The sequence below is a fragment of the Echinicola arenosa genome, from assembly GCF_014841125.1.
Lineage (GTDB): Bacteria > Bacteroidota > Bacteroidia > Cytophagales > Cyclobacteriaceae > Echinicola > Echinicola arenosa.
This window is the reverse complement of record NZ_JACYTQ010000005.1, coordinates 247,148-268,347: the sequence shown is the minus strand read 5'-3', so window position 1 is coordinate 268,347 and position 21,200 is coordinate 247,148. Positions and strand designations below refer to the sequence as shown.

The following is a 21,200-nucleotide window of genomic DNA, read 5'->3' as shown; positions in this document are numbered from 1 at the left end:
CTTAGCCAATTATTTCCAGGAATTTTCTTGGTACAGTAACCATAACAGTTTGATTAATACTAGGTACTCTAATAATGAAGTAATCTTGATTTCCTTTTTGGACACATTCTCCTTCGAATCCTTGAAGTGGGCCGCCTAAGATTTTGACTTGTTGGCCTTCGTGGATTTCAGAACTGTCCACCTCAACCGCAACACCTGTGGTGACGATTCTTTTGATGGCTTCGATTTCTTCGTCCCTAACGATGGCATGATTTCCTGAAAAGTTTACAAACTTCACAGCTCCTTGAACTTGTAAAGCTTCCCAAAGTCTATTTTTTTCTGTCCTAACAAATAGGTACCCGTTAAAGAGAGGTCGCTTGACCTTTTTCTTTCTATCACTCCATTGACGAATTTCTTCAATCATGGGAAGGTAGACTTCAATATTGTTTTCTTCTAATCGTTGTGCTACTTTCTTTTCAGCTCTTGGAGCTGTATACATCACAAACCAGTTGATCTCAGTACTCATTTAATAAAAATTTGAAGACCCAATAATCGGAATATAATGGGGCATAATCAAGTCTTTTTAGTTAACAAAATGATGTTTCTTAGGTTAGGGGTATCTACCGGCTTGAGTCTTTCTAATTTTTTTAGGGCCATAAAAAAAGCTATGAAACAAGATTCCATAGCTTTAGTCAATTAACAATAAACCCAAAATAACCTGTTGCAAGTGAAGGAGTCGAACCTTCAGAAGAACTTCAAATGATAAAATGACAAAGCCATTCTATTCCCGTATCTCGCAATATTTAAAACCTTGTGTTTTACTTTATAGTACAAATTTAAACCTAATCTTTATTCTTTCAAATAAAGATAAATAAAACATGTTAAAATTACACTTAATAAAATTGGAAACCGTTTTCCATGAGAAATTATTAATTTAAGTCACTGAATTCTGTCATATAAATTGCAAATTTTTCAATGCATTAAATGGGTCATACCATTTTTAAAAGGGTTTAGCGAGTAAATGTTTTGTTTTTGCGAAGAATTTTAGAGCTTTTTGGGTTGAATTCCTCTACATTTTACGTTTTAAGTAAGCTGTGTGCAGAATAATAAAAATAATTTTCACCTTGTTTCATTATATATGAGATACATAAAATAAAATTTTAAAAACAATTTTTTGTATTTAAAATAAAATAACCTACTTTTAAGTCATCAACAACTTGTTGGAGATAGCTACAGTAGAGATCAGGTATGAATTCTATCTTTTACTAGAGTTATGCTGTTTATCACTAAATTTTTTTCAATACCTAAAATAAGTTTCGGTGTTGAAAGAGGATACTGAATTGACATCTATATTATTTAAACATTAAAGGCAATTGAGATTGCCCTGACATACCCAAAAACCTTTCAGCTTAAACACTTATGGCTCATATTTATATAATTTGAGCAGTTTGGATAATGTCTATAGGGGATTGAGAGAAAAGGAGGTTGGTAATTATCTAGCAAATATTTTAGTGCCGCTAAGTCAATAGAAAATGTGACTGACCGGGCGAAGCTGTGGATTGAGAACTAAAAAAGTATTAATTTAACCACCTAAATATTTTAATTGTAAAACATGAAAATTACTGTAGTAGGAACTGGATATGTAGGCTTGGTTTCAGGAGCCTGTTTTGCTGATGTAGGCATTGAGGTTGTCTGTGTCGATATCGATCAAAAGAAGATTGATAAGCTCAAAAAAGGAGTTATGCCTATATATGAGCCTGGTTTGGAAGAAATTGTTGTAAGAAATTACCAAAGCGGGCGATTGACTTTTAGCACCAATTTAGGTGAGGCCATTCAAGATTCAGAAGTGGCATTTATCGCTGTAGGAACCCCTCCAGGAGAGGATGGGTCAGCAGATTTGAAATATGTATTGGCTGTGGCTGATGAGATTGGTCGAACCATGAACGACTATATTGTAGTAGCTACAAAAAGCACCGTACCGGTGACCACAGGGTGTAAGGTTAAAAAGGCCATTCAAGATGCGCTTGACAAAAGAGGTAGCGATTTGAAATTTGCAGTTGCTTCCAACCCTGAATTTTTGAAAGAAGGTGCAGCTGTGGAAGACTTTTTAAAACCTGACAGAATAATTATTGGTGTGGAGGATGATAGGGCTGAAGAAATTATGAAAAGGCTCTACAAACCTTTTCAGCTAAGTGGAGACAGGATCATCTATATGGATATTCCTTCTGCTGAGATGACCAAGTATACCGCCAATGCCATGTTGGCTACTAAAATCAGCTTCATGAATGACATCGCTAATCTCTGTGAATTGGTAGGAGCAGATGCGAATATGGTTAGAAGTGGAATTGGGTCTGATCCAAGAATTGGAAATAAATTTATTTATCCAGGTGTTGGATACGGAGGAAGTTGCTTCCCCAAAGATGTTAAGGCAATTGTTAAAACGGCAAAGCAGTATGGGTATGACCTTAGGGTGCTTGAGGCAGTCGAAGCTGTAAACGATGACCAAAAATATAAACTGGTCCATAAGGTGAAGAAGCACTTTGGAGACGACTTAAGTGGAAAGACCTTCGCCATGTGGGGGTTGAGCTTTAAACCAAATACTGATGATATGAGGGAGGCGCCCGCAATTGTAATTATAGATGAGCTAAGAGCTGCCGGAGCAAAGGTGAAAGCTTATGATCCAATTGCTATGGAAGAAGCTAAAGAAGTATATGTAGGGGATAAAGTTACTTATTGTAAAGATGCTTATGATGCTTGTGTGGATGCAGATGCACTTTTATTGGTGACAGAGTGGTCAGAATTTAGAATTCCAAGCTGGAGTGCTTTGAACAAATTGTTGAACAACAAAGTAATATTTGATGGTAGAAATATCTATGACCGTAAGTACCTCAATGAATTGGGCTTTACCCATTATGGCATAGGTGTTTGATATTCCTTAAATTACACTTAAACTATTTTTAGATTTTAATGGATAAGGAAAAACAATCAATCAATAAAGATTCAAGGATCTTGGTAACAGGTGGGGCCGGTTTTATCGGCTCCAACCTGATTGATTCATTTTTAGCGGATGGGCATCAGGTAGTTTGCTTGGATAATTTTTCCACTGGAAAGATAGAAAACATCAAGAAGGCCCAATTATCAGATCAATTTACTTTACTTCGGGGAGATATAAGAAATTTTGAAGATTGCCAAAGGGCGGTTGAAGATTGTGACTATGTATTTCACCAAGCAGCTTTGGGTTCTGTTCCTAGGTCAATTGCCGATCCTATGACCAGTACTGATGTCAATATTGGAGGTTTTGTAAAGATCCTCTTTGCCGCAAAGGAAGCTGGAGTTAAAAGATTGGTTTATGCTGCAAGTTCATCCACTTATGGAGACCATCCTGATTTACCAAAGGTAGAACATGTCATTGGAAATGCTTTGTCACCTTATGCAATCACAAAATATGTTGATGAGCTCTTTGCACGTAACTTTGCAGATGTCTATGGTTTGGAAACCATTGGATTAAGGTATTTCAATGTTTTCGGTAGAAGGCAAGACCCTAATGGGGCTTATGCAGCTGTTATACCCAAGTTTGTACTTTCACTGATACATGGTGAATCCCCTAAAATCAATGGAGACGGCACTTATTCCAGAGATTTTACCTATATAGACAATGTGATCCAAGCCAATAAGCTGGCGGCAGCAGTGGATACAGATATTATAAAATCAAACTTAGCGTCATATTATGGTCATTTGGGCCAGCCATTTGATCCTGAAAAGACAATTTCTGAAGTGTTCAATGTTGCATTTGGAGAGAGAGCTTCACTAAATCAGTTGGCAGAGACCTTAAAAGGTGAATTGAGGAATTATGACGAAAAAATTGCTGCAATAGAATTTGAATATGGTTCTGAGCGTCCGGGAGATGTTCCTCATTCTTTGGCTTCTATAGAAAAGGCCAAGTCAATTATTGGGTATGAACCTGAATTTTCTATGGAGAAGGGGCTGAAAGATGCGTGTGAATGGTATTGGCTAAGCTTAAAAAAAGACCTAACTTGCCAAAGTTAATTTTTAAATACTAGTAAAAACAAAACATGAAAACAATTAATGTAGTCTTATCGGGAGGAGTCGGAAGTCGACTGTGGCCATTGTCCCGGAAGAGCTGCCCAAAGCAATATTTGCCCATTTTTGAAGGTCAAACTTTATTTCAGAAGACAATTGCAAGAAACAGAGCACTCTGCGATAGTTTGATGGTAGTTGGGAATAAAGCCAATTATGAACTGTCCCGAAAAGACCTTAAGGGATTAGCACTAGATGGTTTTATAGAAATCATTGAAGCCTGTCCCAGAAATACAGCTGCGGCTATAGCTTTTGCAGCATTTTCAGCCAATCCGGAGGATATTCTTTTTGTAACTCCCTCTGATCACCTAATTGATGCTGAGGATAATTATTTGGAATCTGTTAAAAGGGCCATTGAATTGGCTCAAAACGGATATATCGTAACATTCGGTTTAAAGCCAACCAGACCAGAAACAGGCTTTGGTTATATAGAATCAAAAGGCGAGGATGTTTTAAGCTTTAGAGAAAAGCCCAATTTGGATACAGCGGAGAAATTCTTGAAGAAAGGAAACTTTTTATGGAATTCCGGTATGTTTTGCTTTAAGGCTGGAGTGTTTTTAGAAGAGCTCAAGCGATACGAGCCAATAGTTTGGGAAAAGTCGAAGGAAGTAATTCAGGCAAGTAAAGAAGGATTTTTGGACTACGATCTTTCCATGGAAATTCCTTCTACATCAGTGGATTATGCAGTGATGGAAAGAACTGAAAAAATCAAAGTAGTTCCTTCTTCATTTAATTGGTCAGACATGGGCTCCTTTGAGTCAATTTTTGAATACATGACAGACCATGGATACCATGCTGATGAAAATGGAAACATGGTAATTGGTACGGAACTGTATACAGAGTTTGTTGGGATGCGTGATACCATGTTGATACAGACGAAAGATGCCATTTTGGTCTTGCAGAAGGAAAAGGCGCAGGATGTGAAGAAGGTGTTTGAAAAGCTGGAAAAGGAAAAGCCGGAATTGGTCAATTAATGCCAACAAGCTTTGCTCCCTTATATACAGTTACCCTGATCATTTTTCTGGTAATTGTTTTATATAAGGATTTAGTTAGACCTTCCATGGCTTTTATCAGTGTTGCACTGTTATTGGTCATGGGAGGTGTAATCAGTGTCGATGAATTTTTGCTGGGCTTGTCCAACAAGCAAATTATTGTCATTTTTTTATTGATTATCCTTACTGCTGGCATTCAAAAAAATATTGGAGTGGGATTTTTTTATAGGATTTTTAATAAGGGTCTTTCAGAGAGAAATTTCAGGGTGAAGTTAATGTTATTTGTGGGAGGGCTTTCTGCCATGTTGAACAATACCCCAATTGTAGCTTTTATGATTCCCTATGTAAAGGACTGGGCTGAATCCAATAAATATGCAGCTTCCAAGTTTTTGATTCCGTTGTCCTATGCCACTATTCTAGGGGGCACCATAACGGTAATCGGGACTTCAACCAATTTGGTACTAAACGGATTAATAGGGCAATATGGATTGCAATTATTAGGTTTTACAGATTTTTTGTTCCTAGGACTGCTGGTCGCTGTAGCTGGAGTGATTTATTTAAGCATAGCTTCTGGAAGCTTACTTCCCGATCGAAAAGAAAATAAAGAAGAGATTTATCAGCATTTGAATCAATACCTGATAGAAACCTATGTTGAGAAAAACTCTCGTCTAATAGGAAGATCTGTTAAGGAAGCAGGTTTAAGAAGCCTGAAAGAAATGTATTTGGCAGAAATTTCGAGAGAAGGAAAAAGTATCACTCCAGTTTCACCTGATGAGATCATAGAAGACGGGGACAGGCTGTTTTTCGCTGGTAATACAAAGGCAATTTTGACCTTGATTCAAGATGAAAATGGATTGTATATTCCAGAAGAGTCATATGTGGCCAGAAATGGTTATTTCCAGCTGATTGAGGCGGTTGTACCTTCTTCTTCCAACCTCATAGGAATTAAGATCAAAAACAGTGATTTCAGAAATCGATACCAAGCATCTATTATTTCCATCTACAGGAAAGGCGAACAACTAAAAGGAAATATTGGAGAAACCAAAGTACAGGCTGGTGATTTGTTTCTAATGCTTTCAGGGGGAAAAAGCGCTTCGGATAACATCAAGGATTTGATAATTATCACGCAACAGGGAGAGATCAAAAAACAAGAAAACACTTCTAGTTTTACACCATCTATCATTGCAATCTTGGCCTTGATTGCTGGGATCGTAGGTTTCATAGACCTGTTTATGGCTGCAATGGTCGGAATCTTTATTCTTTTTTTATGTAAGAGTATTGATGTTGGCCTTGTTAGAAAAGCCATAGATGTAGATTTATTGGCCATTTTAGTGAGTTCCTTGGCAATAGGAATAGCTTTGGAAAATTCTGGGGCTGCTAATTTTCTGGTGGAAAAGATCCTTCACCTATCGTCAGGTTGCAGTTTGATTTTTTCGATAAGCCTGTTGTATTTGATTACCTTATTATTGACAAGTCTCATTACCAATGCTGCAGCTGTTTCCATCATGTTTCCTATTGCCATGGAGATGGGAGGTCAGCTTGGAGCTCCGTTAACACCATTTTTTGTAGCAATTGCATTTGCGGCTTCGGGTGATTTTATGACACCGATAGGCTACCAAACTAACCTTATGGTCATGGGGCCAGGAAACTATAAATTCAAAGACTACTTTAAGGTAGGGCTGCCACTTACCTTTATTTATACAATCATATCGCTTCTATTTATTAATTTTTACTACCTATCATGATGACAGAAAACATACATCCTACTAAATTCAAAGTCAGGAAAGAAGATCGAATGGAAAAGTTAAACCAAAAGCCAGTCTTAATTTGGTTTACGGGTTTGTCTGGCTCTGGAAAATCTACTCTGGCGAATGGTACAGAATCAGCGCTTCATCAATTGGGCTTTCATACCTATTTGCTGGATGGAGACAATGTTAGGTCGGGCTTGAACAAGGACTTAAAGTTTACTTATGAAGACCGGGTAGAAAATTTAAGACGGATTGCCGAGGTGAGTAAATTGATGATGGATGCGGGACTAATTGTCGTCTCAGCTTTTATCTCTCCTTTTGTAAAGGAAAGGGAAACGATCCGAGATATGGTAGGGGAAGAGAATTTTGTTGAAATTTTTGTGGATTGCCCATTGTCTGTTTGTGAATCCCGTGATGTAAAAGGACTCTACAAAAAGGCAAGAAAAGGGTTGATAGAGAATTTTACAGGAATTGATTCTCCATACGAACCTCCAGTAAGTCCGTTTTTGAGGGTGAAGAGTGCTGAAGAAAAGCTGGAGAATTCCGTTGAAAAAATAATTGAATTGTTAAAAGAAAAAATAAGTATTTAAAAATGGGACAGTATTATCTATCACATTTAAAAGAACTGGAATCAGAGGCTATTTATGTCATTAGAGAGGTGGTTTCTCAGTTCGAAAGACCTGCATTGTTGTTTTCAGGAGGCAAAGACAGTATTTTGTTGGCTCACTTGGCCAAGAAAGCCTTTTATCCTGCAAAAATCCCCTTTCCTTTGATCCATATTGACACAGGACATAACTTCCCTGAAACTTTAGCTTTCCGTGATGCACTTATTAATGAGCTTGGAGTAAACCTTGTAGTCGGTTCTGTTCAGAAAAGCATTGACCAAGGAAGGGTAAGAGAAGAAACCGGAGTAAATGCCAGTAGAAACGCTCTTCAAACAGTTACCTTGCTGGATACGCTGGAAGAATTGAAAATAGATGCAGCCATGGGCGGTGCCAGACGGGATGAAGAAAAAGCCAGGGCCAAAGAAAGATTTTTTTCCCATCGGGATGAATTTGGCCAATGGGATCCCAAAAACCAAAGGCCTGAATTGTGGAGCTTGTTCAATGGAAAAAAACAAATGGGAGAGCATTTTAGAATTTTCCCCATTTCCAATTGGACTGAAATGGATGTATGGCAATATATCAAGGAAGAAGGAATCTCATTACCTTCATTGTATTTCGCCCATGAAAGAGACTGTGTAGTGAGGGACGGTGTGATATTGGCCAATTCCGACTATATCAGCTTAAAACCAGATGAAGAGATTAAAAAGATGCTGGTGAGGTATAGGACCTGTGGGGACATGCCGATAACAGGGGCTGTTGAATCTGATGCGAAAGACCTGGACAAGATCATTGAAGAAGTAGCTACCACTAGGACTACTGAAAGAGGTACCCGGGCAGATGATAAGCGTGGAGAAACAGCCATGGAGGATCGCAAAAAGTCCGGATATTTTTAGAGATAGGAGAGGCCTTAGTCTTTTAAACAAGCATTAAAAAAAGAGAATCTAAAATGGAAATACAGGAAAATAATCAACTGCTTAGGTTTACAACAGCAGGTTCGGTGGATGATGGAAAGAGTACCTTGATCGGCCGTTTATTGTATGATTCTAAATCAATTTTTGAAGATCAAATTGAAGCCGTAAAAACATCAAGTGAGAAAAAAGGCTTTGACTATGTTGATTTATCACTTTTAACGGATGGTCTTCGTTCTGAAAGGGAGCAAGGGATTACCATAGATGTGGCTTATCGATATTTTGCCACTCCCAAAAGGAAATTTATCATAGCAGATACACCAGGTCATGTCCAATATACTCGGAATATGGTGACGGGAGCGTCCACGGCAAACTTGGCTATCATTTTGATTGACGCCAGGAAAGGTCTTCTAGAACAAACTCACAGACACACTTTTATCGCTTCCCTTTTGAAAATACCTCATGTGGTGGTGTGTGTTAACAAGATGGATTTGGTGGATTATGACCAAAAAACTTATGATAAAATTGTAGAGGAGTATAAACAGTTTGCCAGCAAACTGGAGGTAAAAGATGTCCATTTTGTGCCCATTAGTGCATTGAAAGGAGATAACGTGGTGGAGCGATCTAAGAATATGCCTTGGCATGAAGGCCCCACCTTATTGTATCTATTGGAAAATGTTCATATTGCGAGTGATTTTAACCATATTGATTGTAGGTTCCCGGTACAGATGGTTATCCGGCCTCATACGCATGAGCATAGGGATTTTAGAGGATATGCTGGAAGGATTGAAGGGGGGATATTCAAGCCTGGTGATGAGGTGAAAGTTTTGCCATCGGGTTTTACTTCAAAAATCAAGGATATCCAATTGAATGGAAAGCCAATCCCAGAAGCCTTTTCTCCCATGTCTGTCACCATGACCTTAGAAGACGAAATAGATGTCAGTCGAGGAGATATGTTGGTAAGGCCAAACAATGTACCGGAAGTGGAACAGGATTTGGACGTGATGATTTGTTGGATGAACCAACGTCCTTTGAGCAGTAGGGCAAAGGTCATTCTTAAACATACCACGAAAGAGTGTCAGGCAATGGTGAAGGAAATCAAGTACAAGGTGAATGTGAATACGCTTCATCGGGAAGAGGAAACCGATCAGATTCAGATGAATGATATTGCCCGCGTTTCCATTAGAACCGCACAGCCATTGTTTTATGATGCTTATAGAAAGAACAGACAAACAGGAAGTGTAATCTTAATTGATGCCTACTCCAACGAAACCGTTGCAGCAGGTATGATCATTTGAGTTTCGGCTTCAGAGTAAACTAAATTATTTTTAAAATTATAAAAAGATTAAATCATGTCTATTGATTTAAAAGAACTCACAAAGGTGGCTGTAAAGGCCGCCCAGTCCGCAGGGGATGAAATCATGAAAGTCTATCATTCTGCAGACTTTGGTGTAGAATATAAAAAAGATGACTCGCCATTGACCAAAGCAGACAAAGCAGGTCATGATGCCATTATGGTTTATTTAACAGAAACAGGTCTACCTGTTTTATCTGAAGAAGGAAAAAATATTCCTTATGAAACGAGGAAGGATTGGGATTATTTTTGGATGGTAGATCCTTTGGATGGAACTAAAGAGTTTATCAAGAAAAATGGTGAGTTCACCGTAAATATTGCCCTTATCCATAATGGAAGCCCAATTCTTGGAGTGGTATATGCACCTGTGCTGGATTGGATGTACTGGGCCAATGAAGAGGAAGGGGCATGGAAAGTGGAGAGTCATGGAGAACCATTCCAACTCGGCCTTCCTGAAGATGGTGCAGTAAAAACCATTGTAGTGAGCTTGTCTCATCAAAGTGAAGAAACCAAAGAGTTCATGAAGCAATATCCGGAAGCGGAAGTGATCAGTATGGGGAGCTCACTGAAATTCATGTTGGTAGCCGAAAACAAAGCCCAAGTTTATCCAAGATTTGCACCTACGATGGAATGGGATACAGCAGCGGCACATGGGGTTGTATTGGCCATGGGCGGTCAGGTAATGCGTGTTCCCGAAAACGAGCCTCTTGCCTATAACAAGGAAAATCTTTTAAACCCTTGGTTTATCGTCAGCACAGAAAAATAGAATAACTAAAAGGTATTTAAAGTCCCCGTGAAGTGAATGCAATGCTTCTTGTGGGACTTTATTAGTTAAGGACTTAGCATGAAATAGGAGATAATAGGGATAAAGTTGTTTTATAAACTTTTCTTCGATAGAAAAGCCAAAAATCCTCTCGAATTGTTTTATTATTGAAATACAAAAATAGGAGAGATACCTTTTTTTAATGTACAGTTTTAAATTTTACAAATATGAATAATGGATCACTTTTTCCACTAGATCAAGCCCAAATAGCCGTTATAGGCCTAGGATATGTTGGTTTGCCACTGGCAGTTGAGTTTGCAAAGAAGTACCCTACGATTGGTTTTGATATTTCCTCCAATAGGATCAATCAGCTTGCCATAGGTGTAGATAATACGCTAGAAGTGGAGGATGAACTTTTGCAGTCCGTATTGTCGAAAGATTTAATCGGATTACAGAATAACAATAAGGGTTTGTTCCCAACTGAACAATTGGAGGCTATAGCTGACTGCAATGTTTACATTGTGACTGTTCCGACCCCGACAGACAAGCACAATAGGCCGGTTTTGACTCCTATGTTAAAAGCATCCAAGTCTATTAGCAAGGTACTCAAAAAAGGGGATGTGGTGATCTATGAGTCTACCGTTTATCCAGGAGTAACCGAGGATGAATGTGTACCCGTTTTAGAACAAGCTTCTGGGCTTCAGTTCAATAAAGATTTTTTTGTAGGCTACTCACCGGAAAGGATTAATCCAGGGGATAAGGAGCATACTGTAGCCAAAATTTTAAAAGTTACCTCAGGAAGCACGCCAGAAGCAGCAAATTTTGTAGATGAGTTGTATAAATCAGTTATTACGGCAGGTACCTTTAAAGCATCTTCGATCAAAGTTGCAGAAGCAGCCAAGGTGATTGAAAATTCACAGCGTGATATCAATATCGCCTTTGTCAATGAACTTTCGAAAATCTTTAACCTCCTCCAAATCGACACCCATGAAGTGTTGGAGGCAGCAGGTACCAAGTGGAACTTCTTGCCTTTTAGACCGGGATTGGTCGGAGGACATTGTATAGGGGTAGATCCTTTTTACTTGGCACAAAAAGCACAAGAAGTGGGCTATCATCCGGAAATTATCTTGGCCGGGAGGCGCTTGAATGATTCCATGGGCAAGCATGTGGCTACTGAAGTGATCAAGCACATGATGCGCAAGGACCTCAAAGTGATGGAGTCTAAAGTCCTGATATTAGGTTTTACTTTTAAAGAAGACTGTCCTGATGTAAGGAATACACGTGTGATTGATATTTATCAGGAGCTTAAGAATTTTGATATTGAGGTAGATGTGTATGACCCTTGGGCCAGTCCAGAAGAAATTGCCCATGAATATGGAATAGCGGTGATCGATAAAGCCCAGAAGCCAGAGCTAGATCATTATTCGGCGGTGATTTTAGCGGTAGCGCACAAGGCCTTTAAGAACTGGGATATTCAAAAATCAGCCCATCAAGTTGTATATGATGTAAAAGGAGTATTGAAAAAAGAGAAAGTAGATGCTAGATTATAAATTTAGTCTTAAGTAGCTAGTATTTAGTCTTGAGATTTTAGAGAGTATTTCCAAAGTCCGGATTTTCAATCCGGACTTTTTTTGTACCCATACTTTTTGGTTTTAATAACAGGTGCTTTATTACCAAGGGCTTGATAGATGATTTCTAGTATCGGTATACCCTCTATTTTAAAAAGACTTGAAAAACCTGATAATAGTATTAAAACTATAAGGCAAGGTGTTTTTTGACTTAAAAAATGGTAACAAGATGAAGTAATTATTAAGCATTTTAAAACAAAAGACATTTTGAGCGAAATGATTGAAAAGTTTTGGAGAAATAAAAGTCACTGAGTACTTTTGGTGCTCATTAGGTTTGACGCTTTTTTTAATGCTTGATTCTTTAATTACATCCAAGACCAGACTGCGTTTATTGGTGAAGTTTTTCATCAATGCGGACAACCATAGCCATCTCCGCGGTTTGGCTGAAGAGTTTGGGGAATCAACCAATGCCATCCGAAAAGAGTTGAACAATTTGTCCGAAGCAGGCTACTTGCAAAAGGAATCCGAAAAAAATCGAATCAGTTACAGTGCCAATACGCAGCATCCTTTGTTTGGGTCACTACAGGACATTATCCGAAAATATATTGGTCTGGACCGGGTAGTAGAGGAAGTGCTGAAGAGGATGGGAGATGTGGAGAAGGTCGTATTGACTGGAGATTATGCCAATGGAATGGATACTGGGACCATTGATATTGGGATTCAAGGAAAGGACTTGAATGAGGAATACCTCGACAGTTTGGGGAACAGAATGCAGGAAATGATTGATCGTACCGTGAAGTTTACTGTACTAAACAGTCATCAGACTACTGGCATTATTTTATATAATAAGGCAGCTGAGTAAGGAATAGACTGCTCAGCTATTTTCTTTTTATCCAAGGCCCGCTAAGCACATCATGTGACTGACTGGGCGAAGCTGTATCTGGGGTGGAGCTGTATTATTGTTGAATTATGGGCTTGTAGGATTGTGGAATTGATAGATCGGTTTTTATGAAACAGCCATATGTTTATTCATTTGAGAAATTAGAGGTATGGCAGTTGGCAAGACAGTTAAGGAAAGAAGTATTTGTAATGAAGAATTATGAATTATTAATGAGGAATTAAAGTAGAGTATGGCAAAGCAAAACGTAATTGTTGAAAAAACTTTTGCTTTTAGTGAGAAAATACTGGATATCTACTTTGAGCTCAGAAATCAGAAGCATTACCGTCTAGCGGAGCAAATTGTGGGAGCAGGAACTTCTATAGGAGCTAACGTTGAAGAGGCTCAGGCTGCTCATTCCAAAAAGGATTTTATTGCTAAAATGGTTATCGCGGCTAGAGAAGCAAGGGAGTCAAGGTATTGGCTGAGGTTGTTTGATAGGGAAGAGCTTTTGAAAAACTATGAACAGTTACCCTTTCTTATCAATGAGATTGATCAAATCATTTCGATATTAAATTCAATCATAAAATCATCAAGAGAATAATTAATGGGGAATTTGAAATGAATAATGATGAATTGAAGGTATCTAATTCATCATTCCTAATTATACATTTAACATTCATCATTCCTAATTATACATTTAACATTCATCATTCCTAATTAATAAGGTATGTCCATAAATATCAAATCTTTTTATTTAACAATAATTCTATTTCTATCTGCGATTGCGCTCCATGCCCAATCCCTCTCCGATATTCAGAACGTGAAGGTGGACGAACTGTCGGATGCTCAGATCAAAACTTTAATTTTGAAAGCAGAAGAACAAGGGATTTCCAAATCCCAAATTCCAGCTTTGGCCCAGGAAAGGGGGCTCTCAGCCATGGAAGCCAGTAAACTAGCGACCCGGCTTAACCAGCTAAGTACATCGGGACCAGAAGTGGATCAGGAATCGGCCGTGGATACAGGGGTACAGAGAGAAGTCTATGCGCCAGTTAGCGGAGGAATGAATGTAGAAGATAGTGCAGGATTGGATGAAACAGAAAAGAAAATTTTTGGGTATGGTCTGTTCCATAACAAAAAGCTCAATTTTTCTCCAAGTTTAAATATTCCTACCCCCCAATCCTATGTGATCGGCACGGGAGACCAATTGTTGATTGATGTGTATGGGAATTCCCAACAGTCTTATGATTTGACCGTGAATCCTGAGGGAAGGGTTTATATTCCCAATGTGGGGCCCATTCAGGTGGGAGGAGCAAGCATTGTCGCTGCCACCGCCCGTATTAAGGAGCAATTGAGCAGGATCTATGCTGACTTAAATAATAGTAATCCGAACACCTTTATACAGATTCGCTTAGGGAATATCCGCTCCATACAAGTATCGATGGTGGGAGAGTTAAGTAATCCGGGCACTTATACCTTGCCTTCCTTTGCTTCTGTATTTAATGCCTTGTATGCGGCAGGAGGTCCCAATAAGGAAGGGTCTTTTAGGAGTATAAAAGTATTCCGCGATTCCCGTCAAGTGGCAGAAGTGGATGTCTATGAGTTTTTAGTCAAAGGCAACCAGCAGCAAAATATTCGTTTGCAGGACAATGACGTGATCATGGTCCCAGCGGTACAAACCCGCGTGGAAATTCAAGGGCCTGTTAGAAGGCCTGGACTCTTTGAAATTTTACCGCAAGAGGATATTAAGGATTTGATTCGTTATGCAGGCGGTTTTAAAAGTGAAGCCTATACTGGACGTTTGGGAGTTAGAAGATTATCTGATGATGCCCGTAAAGTAGCGGATGTATCCCAAGAACAGTTTGAAAACTTTAAGGTACAGGATGGTGATGTATTTTTGGTAGGGGAGAAATTGAATCGATTTGAAAACAGGGTACAGGTTTCTGGTGCTGTTTATCACCCTGGGGAGTTTGCTTTATTTGAGGGTATGACTGTGAAGGATTTGATTAGTAAGGCAGATGGGTTGAGAGGGGAAGCCTTCTTAAACCGAGCTACCTTATACCGCACCCAAGAAGATATGACTTTGGAGATTGTGCCGGTGGATGTGCAGGGGGTAGTCAATGGAACAGTTACCGATATCCCCTTACAGAGAGAAGATGTCCTACATATCCCGAGTAAATATGATTTAAAGGAAGAATTCTATGTTAAGATTTCCGGGGAAATCAACCGTCCAGGGGCTTTTGCCTTTGCAGAGAATATGACTGTAGAGGATCTGGTACTCAAGGCAGGTGGTTTTAAGGAATCGGCTTCCGATGCTTATATAGAAGTGGCCAGAAGGGTAAAGGACCGGACGGATGGGCAAATTGCAGAGATTTTCACGCTAGATATAGATCAGAATTTGGAAATCAATGGTAAAGACAAGGAAGTGGTTTTACAGCCCTTTGACCATGTGATCATTCGAAGAAGTCCTGGCTTCCAAAGAGAGCAAATGGTAAGGATAGAAGGTGAAGTGAACTATCCAGGGCAATATACCATTGCCACAGCGACTGAAAGGATTTCAGACCTCCTAAAAAGAGCGGGAGGTTTGAATCAATTTGCTTATGCCAAAGGAGCTACTTTGATTCGCAGAACAGAGTTTTATAGTCCTCAAAGTGACAACGAAATCAAATCCCAGGAGTTAAGAGAGGTTAAAAACAATTTGATCAAGGAAGATGGTAAGAACACAGAAGCAGAAAATAACATCTTGTCCCGAATTGATGAAAAGATAGGTGAAAAAGGAGGGGATTTGGCCAATCAAAAAGGCCTGGCTTCAGGAGAATTTAAAATCAACCGGGTCAAAGATGTCGCCGCATCGGATAGCTCCCGGGTGGCGGAAGTAGAATTCAGGACCGAGGAATTGATCGGTATAGATTTAAAATATATTATGGAACATCCTGAGTCAGATCAAGATTTGATATTGATGGAGGGAGATGTGTTGAGTATTCCCAAAGAACTGCAAACCGTTCGTATGAGAGGTGAAGTTCTGTTCCCGACTTCAGCTCGCTATGAATCAGGTAAGGGCTTTAAAAACTATATTTCCCGTGCAGGAGGATTCACTGATCAAGCCAGAAAAGGAAAAGCTTATGTGGTCTATGCGAATGGAGATGTACAACGTACCAAAAAAATACTGTTCTTTAAAAATTACCCAAGTATTGAACCTGGTGCTGAGATTATCATTCCTCAAAAACCAGAACGACAACCTATGTCTGCTACCAATTGGATAGGTTTGGCTTCCAGTATGGCTACTTTGGCTATTTTGATCGATCGGTTAGCGCAGTAATTTGTTTAATTGTTTAGGCCGCTATGCGGCTGGCTTAACTGTTTAACTGAGAGGTACCGTTTAATAATATGTAATCTCACGATTAACCAATTAAGCAAATAAACATTTAACCTAGGATCATGACGTTTAACTGTTTACGCCACTTCGTGGCTGGCTTAACTGTTTACCGTGCCTACCGGCAGGATCGAGTAGTGCCGTTTTGCTATACGTAGTCTATCAATTAACCAGTTAACCAAATAAACATTTAGCCAATCTTAAACACTCAAACATGTCCTATCATATCTACTCTTTTGAAAAATTGGAGGTATACCAATTGGCAAGGAAGTTTAGGGTAGAAATAAGAGAGATTGTGAAAGGTTTTCCAAGGGAAGAGCGATTTGAATTGACTAATCAATTAAAGAGAGCCACTGATAGTATTGCCACTAACTTAGCTGAGGGATCTGGCAGATCTTCTAATATGGATCAGGCGCACTTTACTAATATTGCTTGTTCAAGTGCATTGGAAACTATAGACCATTTGACTGCAGCTTTGGATTTGGATTTTATTTCAGAAGAGGTCTATTCTTCCCAAAGATTGAAGCTAGATGAGATCATCAATAAATTGAATGCACTTTATAGGTTCCAACTGAACAATAAAAATACCTTAAAGAAAAGATATTGAATTTGTTTAACTGTTTAGGTAGCGTTAAGCCTGTGGCTTAAACGGCTACTTGTTTAACCGTTTAACTGTGTGGTATTGTTCAGCTAAACATAAATCTATCAGTTAACCAATTATGCATTTAACCAGATTAATCACTTAAAAGGAGCAATTACGTTTAGTGGTACGAATACCCATCAATTAACCAATTAACCAGCTTGCTCGCCGCAGCGGGCCAAGCGATTAAACAGTTAAACAGAAAACCAACTACTTTTAAGCTCTTCAATTTCTGAATACAAATTATGAATACTACACCAAATACAACTCCGAATACCGACGACGAAATCGACCTACTTGCTTTAGCCAAAACCGTTTGGAATCAACGGAAGCTTGTTTTCCGTATCGTGGGACTTTTTGTGATCCTGGGTTTGTTAGTGGCGATTCTTTCTCCTAAAGAGTTTACTGCTAGCGGAACCTATTTACCGCAGACAACTGAAGGAGGAAAAGGGGGCAGTCTTGGTGGTTTAGCTTCTTTGGCAGGAATTAATTTAGGAGGAGCTGGAGGAGGCTCAGAAATACCCCCGACTTTATACCCCAAGATAGTAGGCAGTGTTCCTTTTAAAAAGGCGATGTTAAAGGCGCCTTTGGAGTTTGAGGGAATAAATCATGAAGTGACCTATCAGGAATATTATGAAGACTATTATTCTCCTGGTATTTTAGGCTATATAAAACAATTTACTATTGGCCTACCAGGACTAATTATAAAAGCCTTAAAAGGAGAACAAGAACTAAAGGTTAGCGGAAATGAGTCTGAGGAAATCATTACTATCAATCCAAAAGAACTTGGACATTTTAAAAGGCTGGGGGGACAGCTATCCGTTTCTTTTTATGAAGAAGAAGGTTTTGTACAGCTCTCCGCTGTAATGCCGGATGCCAAAGCAGCGGCCCAATTGACAAAATATGCGGAAGCATTATTGCAAAAAGAAGTGATCGATTTTAAAATTAAAAATGCGCAAGAACAATTAAAATTTACTGAAGAAAGGTATTTAGAGAAAAAGAAAGAGTTTGAGAAGGTGCAAAGCCAATTGGCAAGATATCGAGACCGGAATCAAAACATTTCCAGTTCTGTAGCCTTGAATCAATTGGAAAAATTGGAAGCGGAGTTTAATCTGGCTTTTTCCGTCTATTCGGAATTGGCCAAGCAATTGGAGCAGGCCAAGTTACAAGTCAGTAAGGATACACCTGTTTTTTCCGTGATAGAGCCTATTACTATTCCGGCAGAAAAATCAGCTCCAAAGCGACCTCTGATCTTAGTGATCTTTTTTATACTTGGAATTATAATAGCTTTAGGGGTTGTTTTTGGGAAGGAGTATTTGGATAGTGTTAAGGAGGAGTGGAAAGCTGTTTAATTGTTTATGCCGCTTTGCGGCCGGTTAATTGCTTAAAAGATAATCAAGCTTTGAATATTAGTGATTCGATAATCGAATAATTGGGATTTGAAAAATAGATAATTGTGATTCGAGGTTCTTATCTACTAATCACCAATCCCTAATTAATCATTGAATAGAAAAATAGCACTGCGCGCACAGCGTTTATTGCTTAGGAAGTCCATGCATAAAAAACTTGGTGCTTTTTAGTGTGCTCTTTGAAATAAAAAATTAAAATTGATGAAGAAAGAAACGAAGATATATATAGCCGGGCATCGTGGGATGGTGGGATCGGCCATTTGGCGGGCTTTGGAAGCGAAGGGATATACTAATCTGATGGGTAAGTCCAGTAAGGAGTTGGATTTGCGAAATCAAGCTGCTGTTAAGGATTTCTATGCGACTGAACAACCAGAAGTTGTTATTGATGCGGCTGCACGTGTTGGTGGGATCTTGGCCAATAATAGCTATCCCTATCAGTTTTTGATGGAAAACCTTCAGATCCAGAATAATTTGATTGATGGGGCCCATCAGTCAGGTATTGGAAAGTTTATCTTTTTGGGCTCTTCCTGTATTTATCCAAAACTGGCTCCGCAGCCGCTTAAAGAAGAATACTTATTGACTTCTTCCTTGGAACCTACCAATGAGTGGTATGCGATTGCTAAAATTACTGGGGTGAAGGCCTGTGAGGCCATAAGAAAACAATTTGATAAGGATTATATTTCTTTAATGCCTACTAATCTCTATGGGCCGTTTGATAATTTTGATTTGGAAACTTCCCATGTATTACCTGCCATGATTAGGAAATTTCATGAGGCAAAGGAGAGTGGTAATGCGGCTGTTGAACTTTGGGGATCGGGAACGCCAATGCGTGAATTTTTGCATGTGGAAGATATGGCGGATGTGGTGGTCTTTGCTTTGGAGAATGAGTTTCAGGATAACTTGTATAATGTGGGGACAGGAGTAGATCTGACTATTAAAGAATTGGCAGAATTGATCCAACAAACTGTTGGCCATGAAGGTGAGATCATTTGGGACAGTTCCAAGCCTGATGGTACCCCAAGGAAATTGATGGATGTATCCAAGATGGCGGATGCCGGATGGAAAGCAAAGATCAAATTAGCCGATGGGATTAAGGATACCTATCAATGGTTCTTGGAGAATATTGACTCCTTCAAGCAGGTTAAAATTTAGGTGTCACAGAGTTTCTCAGAGGAGTCGCAGAGTGCCACAGAGATTTTTATGGCTGAAAAGGTAAATTATCTAGAAAAGTTATTTGAGTCTGCTTAGTAGCAGGTGAAAATATAAGTTACACAGAGTAACTCAGTGTATAACACAGTGTAACACTGTGAAATTATGGATGTAAACGATATTACAGGAAAGATTTTATCAGCAGCATATAAAGTCCACACCGCTTTAGGTCCAGGACTTTTAGAATCTTCTTATCAGGCTTGCTTAAAATATGAATTGAAAAAGAGGGCTTATTGGTAGAATTAGAGAAACCTCTTCCCTTAATCTATGAAGAGGTGAAATTAGATTGTGGGTAAAGAATAGACATTCTTGTCGAAAATCGAGTTATTGTTGAACTAAAAACGGTAGAACAGTTCACCGATGTACATATAGCTCAAGTATTGACTTATTTAAAGCTATCAAACAAAAATAAAATAGGCTTGTTATTAAATTTTAACATCAAAAGCCTTAAAAACGGCATAAAAAGAATAGTATTATAACTCTGTGTGACGTTGTGCTTAACTCAGTGTTACTCTGTGCAACAAATTTAATTGACAAATATATATATGGAAAAGAATCAAAAAGTCGCCCTGATTACAGGGATTACAGGACAGGATGGGGCCTATTTGGCAGAATTGCTTTTGGAAAAGGGCTATAAAGTGCATGGGGTAAAAAGAAGATCATCACTTTTTAATACTGATCGAATTGATCATCTTTATCAAGATCCTCATGTGGATAATCCTCAATTGGTCCTGCATTATGGTGATATGACAGATTCTATGAATTTGACGCGTATCATTCAGGAGATACAGCCTGATGAGATATATAATTTAGCTGCAATGTCTCATGTAAAAGTGTCTTTTGATACTCCTGAATATACAGCTAATGCCGATGGGATTGGAACATTACGGATTTTGGAGGCAGTACGTTTTTTGGGACTTGAAAAGAAAACCAAAATTTATCAAGCATCCACCTCTGAACTTTATGGTTTGGTGCAAGCTGTACCTCAATCAGAAACGACTCCTTTCTATCCTCGTTCGCCATATGCAGTAGCGAAAATGTATGCTTATTGGATTACGGTAAATTATAGGGAAGCATATAATATGTTTGCGTGTAATGGGATTTTATTTAATCATGAATCACCATTGAGGGGTGAAACATTTGTAACCCGAAAAATTACACGAGCGGTCTCTAAGATAGCTTTAGGATTGCAAGATAAGCTCTATTTAGGGAATTTGGATGCTAAACGGGACTGGGGACATGCAAAGGATTACGTTCGAATGATGTGGATGATTCTTCAAGCTGATCAACCTGAAGATTGGGTGATCGCAACTGGGGTAACTACCACCGTAAGAGATTTTGTTAAAATGGCCTTTAAAGAAGTAGGAATCCATTTAAGGTTTGAAGGAGAGGGCGTGGATGAAAGGGCTTTTGTTGTATCATGTTCTAATCCAGAATTTCAGTTGCCAGAGGGAAAGGAAATAGTAAATGTAGATCCTAAATATTTCAGACCAACAGAAGTTGATTTATTGATAGGGGACCCAACAAAAGCTAAAGAAAAATTAGGGTGGGTTCCAGAATATGATTTGGAAAGTTTGGTAAAAGATATGATGAGAAGTGACCTGAAGCTAATGCAAAAGAATCAATACCTAAAGGATGGTGGGTATAAGATTCTAAATAGTTTCGAATAAAATTATT

The 21,200-nt window shown here is 38.8% G+C and carries 19 protein-coding genes; 18 read left to right on the top strand and 1 reads right to left on the bottom strand.

The annotated features are described in order from the left end of the window. Position 1: 1 nt before the first annotated feature. Positions 2–505, bottom strand: coding sequence for a UpxY family transcription antiterminator (locus IFO69_RS15230; protein ID WP_192010985.1), 504 nt, complete (start codon positions 503–505; stop codon positions 2–4). Positions 506–1,591: 1,086 nt separating this feature from the next. Here IFO69_RS15230 and IFO69_RS15225 point away from each other — a divergent pair. The 18 genes from IFO69_RS15225 (at position 1,592) to gmd (ending at position 21,193) form a co-directional block, all read left to right on the top strand. Further along, positions 1,592–2,908 (top strand): UDP-glucose dehydrogenase family protein, encoded by a 1,317-nt coding sequence (locus tag IFO69_RS15225; protein WP_192010984.1) that lies wholly within the window; start codon positions 1,592–1,594, stop codon positions 2,906–2,908. Between the two features lie 38 nt (positions 2,909–2,946). Next, entirely contained in the window at positions 2,947–4,026 is a 1,080-nt protein-coding gene (locus IFO69_RS15220) for an SDR family oxidoreductase (RefSeq protein WP_192010983.1), read from the top strand. Positions 4,027–4,052: 26 nt separating this feature from the next. Beyond that, entirely contained in the window at positions 4,053–5,051 is a 999-nt protein-coding gene (locus IFO69_RS15215) for a mannose-1-phosphate guanylyltransferase (protein WP_192010982.1), read from the top strand. Then, the gene (locus tag IFO69_RS15210) at positions 5,051–6,814 is read left to right on the top strand and encodes an SLC13 family permease (RefSeq protein ID WP_192010981.1); all 1,764 of its coding nucleotides are present in this window, start codon (positions 5,051–5,053) and stop codon (positions 6,812–6,814) included. The genes IFO69_RS15215 and IFO69_RS15210 overlap by 1 nt, the downstream gene beginning before the upstream one ends. Then, positions 6,811–7,407 (top strand): adenylyl-sulfate kinase, encoded by a 597-nt coding sequence (cysC, locus tag IFO69_RS15205; protein ID WP_317173475.1) that lies wholly within the window; start codon positions 6,811–6,813, stop codon positions 7,405–7,407. Before IFO69_RS15210 ends, cysC begins: the two co-directional genes overlap by 4 nt. Before the next feature lie 2 nt (positions 7,408–7,409). After that, positions 7,410–8,315: a sulfate adenylyltransferase subunit CysD gene (gene cysD / locus IFO69_RS15200; protein ID WP_192010980.1), complete on the top strand. Its 906-nt coding sequence runs from the start codon at positions 7,410–7,412 to the stop codon at positions 8,313–8,315. Between the two features lie 53 nt (positions 8,316–8,368). After that, positions 8,369–9,628, top strand: a complete 1,260-nt coding sequence (gene cysN, locus IFO69_RS15195; RefSeq protein WP_192010979.1) for a sulfate adenylyltransferase subunit CysN — start codon at positions 8,369–8,371, stop codon at positions 9,626–9,628. 54 nt (positions 9,629–9,682) lie between these two features. After that, positions 9,683–10,450 (top strand): 3'(2'),5'-bisphosphate nucleotidase CysQ, encoded by a 768-nt coding sequence (gene cysQ, locus IFO69_RS15190; protein ID WP_192010978.1) that lies wholly within the window; start codon positions 9,683–9,685, stop codon positions 10,448–10,450. 224 nt (positions 10,451–10,674) lie between these two features. Beyond that, positions 10,675–11,997, top strand: coding sequence for a nucleotide sugar dehydrogenase (locus tag IFO69_RS15185; protein WP_192010977.1), 1,323 nt, complete (start codon positions 10,675–10,677; stop codon positions 11,995–11,997). 367 nt (positions 11,998–12,364) lie between these two features. Further along, positions 12,365–12,877 (top strand): helix-turn-helix domain-containing protein, encoded by a 513-nt coding sequence (locus IFO69_RS15180; protein WP_192010976.1) that lies wholly within the window; start codon positions 12,365–12,367, stop codon positions 12,875–12,877. A 268-nt stretch (positions 12,878–13,145) separates the two neighbouring features. Next, positions 13,146–13,496: a four helix bundle protein gene (locus tag IFO69_RS15175; protein WP_192010975.1), complete on the top strand. Its 351-nt coding sequence runs from the start codon at positions 13,146–13,148 to the stop codon at positions 13,494–13,496. A gap of 126 nt (positions 13,497–13,622) precedes the next feature. Continuing rightward, positions 13,623–16,211: an SLBB domain-containing protein gene (locus IFO69_RS15170; protein WP_192010974.1), complete on the top strand. Its 2,589-nt coding sequence runs from the start codon at positions 13,623–13,625 to the stop codon at positions 16,209–16,211. A 268-nt stretch (positions 16,212–16,479) separates the two neighbouring features. Continuing rightward, entirely contained in the window at positions 16,480–16,872 is a 393-nt protein-coding gene (locus tag IFO69_RS15165) for a four helix bundle protein (RefSeq protein ID WP_192010973.1), read from the top strand. Between the two features lie 278 nt (positions 16,873–17,150). Continuing rightward, entirely contained in the window at positions 17,151–18,257 is a 1,107-nt protein-coding gene (locus IFO69_RS15160) for a Wzz/FepE/Etk N-terminal domain-containing protein (RefSeq protein ID WP_192010972.1), read from the top strand. A 258-nt stretch (positions 18,258–18,515) separates the two neighbouring features. Then, positions 18,516–19,466: a GDP-L-fucose synthase family protein gene (locus tag IFO69_RS15155; protein ID WP_192010971.1), complete on the top strand. Its 951-nt coding sequence runs from the start codon at positions 18,516–18,518 to the stop codon at positions 19,464–19,466. A 162-nt stretch (positions 19,467–19,628) separates the two neighbouring features. Beyond that, on the top strand, positions 19,629–19,763 hold the full coding sequence (locus tag IFO69_RS21820) for a GxxExxY protein (RefSeq protein WP_317173474.1): 135 nt from the start codon (positions 19,629–19,631) through the stop codon (positions 19,761–19,763). A 59-nt stretch (positions 19,764–19,822) separates the two neighbouring features. Then, positions 19,823–20,002: a GxxExxY protein gene (locus IFO69_RS21815; RefSeq protein WP_317173477.1), complete on the top strand. Its 180-nt coding sequence runs from the start codon at positions 19,823–19,825 to the stop codon at positions 20,000–20,002. 66 nt (positions 20,003–20,068) lie between these two features. Beyond that, positions 20,069–21,193: a GDP-mannose 4,6-dehydratase gene (gene gmd, locus IFO69_RS15145; RefSeq protein ID WP_192010970.1), complete on the top strand. Its 1,125-nt coding sequence runs from the start codon at positions 20,069–20,071 to the stop codon at positions 21,191–21,193. The last annotated feature ends 7 nt before the right edge of the window (positions 21,194–21,200 follow it).